Annotated in this window: 5 protein-coding genes; 2 read left to right on the forward strand and 3 right to left on the reverse strand. The window is 41.7% G+C overall.

Features of this window, described 5'->3' with window-relative positions; genetic code table 11:
• The first annotated feature begins 334 nt into the window (after window positions 1-334).
• The gene (locus tag FE394_RS18680) at window positions 335-616 is read left to right on the forward strand and encodes a type II toxin-antitoxin system RelB/DinJ family antitoxin (RefSeq protein WP_319927833.1); all 282 of its coding nucleotides are present in this window, start codon (window positions 335-337) and stop codon (window positions 614-616) included.
• A gap of 294 nt (window positions 617-910) precedes the next feature.
• Here FE394_RS18680 and FE394_RS18685 read toward each other — a convergent pair whose 3' ends face one another.
• The 3 genes from FE394_RS18685 to FE394_RS18695 form a co-directional block, all read right to left on the reverse strand.
• Complete coding sequence (locus tag FE394_RS18685; RefSeq protein ID WP_319927834.1) at window positions 911-1,696, reverse strand: DUF2829 domain-containing protein; 786 nt, start codon at window positions 1,694-1,696, stop codon at window positions 911-913.
• 165 nt (window positions 1,697-1,861) lie between these two features.
• On the reverse strand, window positions 1,862-2,992 hold the full coding sequence (locus FE394_RS18690; protein WP_319927835.1) for an ISAs1 family transposase: 1,131 nt from the start codon (window positions 2,990-2,992) through the stop codon (window positions 1,862-1,864).
• 479 nt (window positions 2,993-3,471) lie between these two features.
• Window positions 3,472-3,774: a transposase gene (locus FE394_RS18695; RefSeq protein ID WP_319927837.1), complete on the reverse strand. Its 303-nt coding sequence runs from the start codon at window positions 3,772-3,774 to the stop codon at window positions 3,472-3,474.
• On the opposite strand from FE394_RS18695, the gene FE394_RS18700 reads away from it, so the two are divergent.
• The coding region (locus FE394_RS18700; protein WP_319927836.1) for a phage tail fiber protein at window positions 3,740-4,578 on the forward strand (839 nt) is incomplete at its 3' end. The two genes, FE394_RS18695 and FE394_RS18700, sit on opposite strands and share 35 nt — an antisense overlap.

Here is a 4,578-nt window from a genome sequence, read left to right on the forward strand (position 1 = left end):
CATCAAACCGAGGTTTTCTATAACCCTATGTGAATACATGATGAGACTGATAACAGTAGATCAAAGGCAATAACCAAAAGAACAATAAGTAAAAAAATAATCATTTTATGGTTCAATTAATACCCAATATCTCAATTTATAGAAACATCAGATAAGAAGAGCAAAATACAAACAAAAATTGACTATTTTTAGTGCTTTTCTTTCACCATAAACTGTATATGAATGAAAAATTCTCATATGCGTTAGCTCCAGCAATAGCACATTTTTTAGTCTTGTTATGTGACTACGGTAGGACTACAATTCATATCTGCTATGTAAAGAAAGGGGGACTTTAATGGCTAATGAAACTTATGTCAGAGCGAAAATTGATCCTAAAACTAAAGAACTTGCAACCATAGCACTTCAGTCTATGGGGTTGACCGTAAGCGACGCTATACGCATGTTGATGGTACAGGTAGCGGAAAAAAATACACTGCCCTTTAAAGTGAAAGGGACTAATTATCGGAATGCTTCCCGCACAAGAGCTGCTATTAAACAGTTTGAGAGCGGCAAGGGAAAAACTTTTGATAGTGTTTCTGCTTTCATGGATGATCTGAACAATGATGAGGAAGATTAGTCGTTCTTCGGTTTAATGAAAACCGTGGAGCGGGTACGAGATGCTCGGTTTGTGATTGAGCGTGGCCGTAATGCAAATGGTTCATGGGTGATGTGGTCAGATGGGCAATCGAATTATTTGGTTTTGGGATACCTAATGTTATAGACTTTAATTTACGTAAAGTAGATTATTGTTCTATTCCTAAAGACAAAATTGACGAAAAAAAATGATTAATTATAATGAATACTGACAAACCTGATTATTTTCAACGAGATTTGTCAGCACTCTGAGGCCACTCCCTATGGGAACTTAAAATTAATTCCAATCACAGTAAAAACGCTTAGCTTCACCTGTTTGCTGTAAGACTTTAGCCAATTCATCAACAGCTGGGCGTTTCGCACTATCATAGTAAACACTGTATCCAGTTGGGTCAGTATTATGCTGCCCCGTAGGAGTTCCTAGATTATAAGTAATATTATCAATGATGATATGCAAATTTTTCCTCACCAAACTCCCTACATTATAATAATTCACCCCAAATTCATTAGTGGATATTCTAAAGTAGATAAATGGGGTGTCCTTTCCGCTAATAAAATAGAATGATGAAATGATGTCAATTTCCGTATTATTTTGAATTACATTTAAAGTACCAAAAGGGGGTTGCTGACGTTCATAATTTCCGTTCTTATTTTTGTATCCCCAATACCGTTCCGACTTAATATTGCTTTCCTCTGAGACAAGATCAAAAATCAGCATTGCGCTCTCTAGTTTAGGATCCGATTCTTTAATCAATACCCAATCACAGGCTAGCAAATCTTCCTGTACAGGTTGCCATGAAGCCCAATTGCCGTGTTTATTACGTTTATCAATATGGGATAAATAATCGTAATTTCCCTCTGTGTCCATTCTACGTGGCACAAAATTTAACTGCTCCTTTCCAGACCAGTCACGGCGGCGAACTTTGTTTTCCAACCTCAATTGAATCAGTGCCCAGTAGAAAGAGCCTTCTGGAGCAATAATCTGCTCGGTTTTATAATTGTTGGGATCAATCAAGCATTCATGTTCAGGATTCTGTTTTTCAGTTTTCATTAATTCAGACATATCTTCTTCCTTATTATTCAAAGTCAATCAGGAAGCGAAATCTTGAAATTTTCGCTTTCCTCTGCAGGTAAGCAGTCTGCATAGATTAATAAATAATGGGGTGGATTTTCATTGATTGTCCTTGTAAGTCTCATCGTACAAATGGCAGGGCGACTGCATGAATGATTAAATATCATCCACGTTAGCAAAACCAGCCTGTAATACTCGCTCCAAAAATTGTGTTTTCATCCATGCCCGCTTGCGTTTCATCCTAATACTTAGCTTGGTGGTTTCTTTTTTTAGCATATTTAATGCGAGACGACGCAATATTGCGATCTTTTCCGCGGCACTTTCACGGTAAATCTGACAATCGTCTTCTTTAAACGTGGCATCAAGTACCCAGTGAAGGTTATTTTCTATCTGCCAGTGCCGGCGGACTGCCCGGGAAAACTGTTCTTCCGTTAATATTGCTGAACTGATGTAGTAACGGGACTCCAGACTGGGGTTTTTTCCTTTTTCTTGTCTGTATCCTATTGTCACACCTAACGTTTTTAATTCGGGCCATTCCTGGAAGGCTGGCTGCAATGACGTGGCACTGATCACATGGCTTTCCCGAATTTCTATCCGTCCATGACCTTGTTCGATTTGGACTTTCTCTCTGATGGCGGGGCTTGTGCACGCCTCGGCCAGCGCGTCTTTAAGGGCGCGGTGGAGATTTTTTTGATTATCTTTCACACTAAATAAATAATCCGCCCCGGCATCCACAATCTCCTGAGCGATCTGAGTTTGGCACCCCACGGCATCAATGGAAATGAGGGCACCTTTCAGTTCCAACAACTTAATTAGTTCCGAGATCGCCGTAATTTCGTTGGATTTTTTCCGGGTTCTCACCTGACCGATGACTAAGTTATTCGCTGTCGCGTAGGCACTCACCAGATGGAGAGTTGAACTCCGTTCCCTAGGGGAATAAGAACCCCCTAGGACTTTACCGTCAATGGCCACTAATTCCCCTTGAGTGATGGCATGGACCGAATACATCCAATTGATAAAACAAAGGTTAAATTGTTCCGGATTGAGACGTGAAATAATCCGGGCAAAGGTGTCATCAACGGGAACCCCCTCTTTGAACATGCCTTGTGTCAGAAACCATTCATGATGACCTTCAATGTACTCTTGAATATCATGCCACCCCTCTGCGCCGGCAATCACGGCACACAGTGTGGCAAACAAAATATCGAATAAGGGATAAGCGATTTTGGCACTCTGGCGTGGGTCTTGAAGGTCTGAAAAGTGGTCGGCAAAGCTGTCAAGGTACATGGTATGGGCTCACAAAAAGCGCGTATCAGATCATAATTGTTTTCGTCGGTCAAATTTGTTTTTTTAACAAAATATTCACGATCTTGCCCTGGTACAAATGGCGACTGTGAAAAGTGTTATTTTTGCGGACCAACAGGGATAGATAATATTTGTTCTTATGATTCCAAACGCTAACGTCATTATCAGATCATGAGCGAGTAATCCATCATGTATATCAATAAGAAGATGCATCATTAATCACTTTCAATCATTCTCTGGATTTCAACATCAGCTTCAAAAAGCTCCATAAAAATAATTTCCTGATATCCTCCCACTATTCTGTCATGCAGATCAGTTGAACATGGTTTATACGCAATTAACTTGAAGATGCAGGTTTTAGGGTCTGGAAATTATCAGTCAACCGGGTAGTCAGTTCCTGAACTTTTTTTGGCAATACAACATGAAAAAAATGATGAAGTGTTTCTCGGAATGTTTTTGCATCAGGGGAAATAGACATTGTTGCGTACCTGCTCATTCGCGTACTTCCATAATCGCTCAATCGGGTTGATGTTAGGGCTGTGTGGCGGCAAGTAATGCAATTTAACATTCAAGACTTCGGCAAAAAATTGAACTAATTCGGCTCGGTGATAACCGGAATCATCCAGAATAATGTGAACCCGTTGCGAAAGCGGGTAGGTTTCCCGGATTGCACCGAAAAAAAGGACAACGTTTTTCGCGTTAATCGTCGGTTTATCGGGAACCGCAGATTTGGCGAAAAATGCTGTGCCGAATAGCCGAACAATTAACGGGAAAACATTACGTTATAATGTCAATTTAAACGCAGCCGATGTAGGGGCATTGAAACTGGGTGATTATGGCGTCGGGACTCAACCAGTAGGCTCCCCAACGTCCCAAACATTTAATGACGCAAACATGATGTTAACGACGGGCTGGTATGGAGGCGGCGGCTATAATGCCAGAAATTTCAATAACGTCCATGCTCCAATCATGGTGATGACGCGTAATGGTGGTGGTGATAGTACGGGAATGGTCGCACAAATTCAGGTGGATACCGCGGGAATTGCGAGCCGTTACCGACTCGATAGTCGCTGGAGTCAATGGAGTACAGTGTGGAGTACCGTAAACACAACCCTCATTGACGGCGGAGTCCTGAAATCGGCGTCGCCTATTATTAATATCTGGCATGATGGGAAATTTGAGACCAACGCCGAATCAGATGGCGCAACGGTTGAACGGTTATCTGAGGGTGTCTATTTAATTACAGGTGTGCTGGGATTCAATGCTGATGCTGCATGGGGCGGTGTCGATGGTGGCGTTGAAATACCGATGTGCAAAAATAAATTACCGCTGATTTGGGTCAACTATGAGGTACTGCCTGATGGCGCTATCAAAATCATGACCTATCATCGGGAGCACGCCGACGTGCCCGCATTCGCTAAAAATGTGCGTCAGGGCTACTCTGACAGGGATTTGATTGATATTCCGGTTGGCAGGTTTATTTCTGTCCGTGTCCAAATGCCGGAGAATTCCATTTGGAACCAACAACAGAAAAAATTAACTGAGGCGCAAATCAGAACCACCCGCAT

It is taken from the genome of Xenorhabdus littoralis, from assembly GCF_033949345.1.
Taxonomy (GTDB): Bacteria; Pseudomonadota; Gammaproteobacteria; order Enterobacterales; family Enterobacteriaceae; genus Xenorhabdus; species Xenorhabdus littoralis.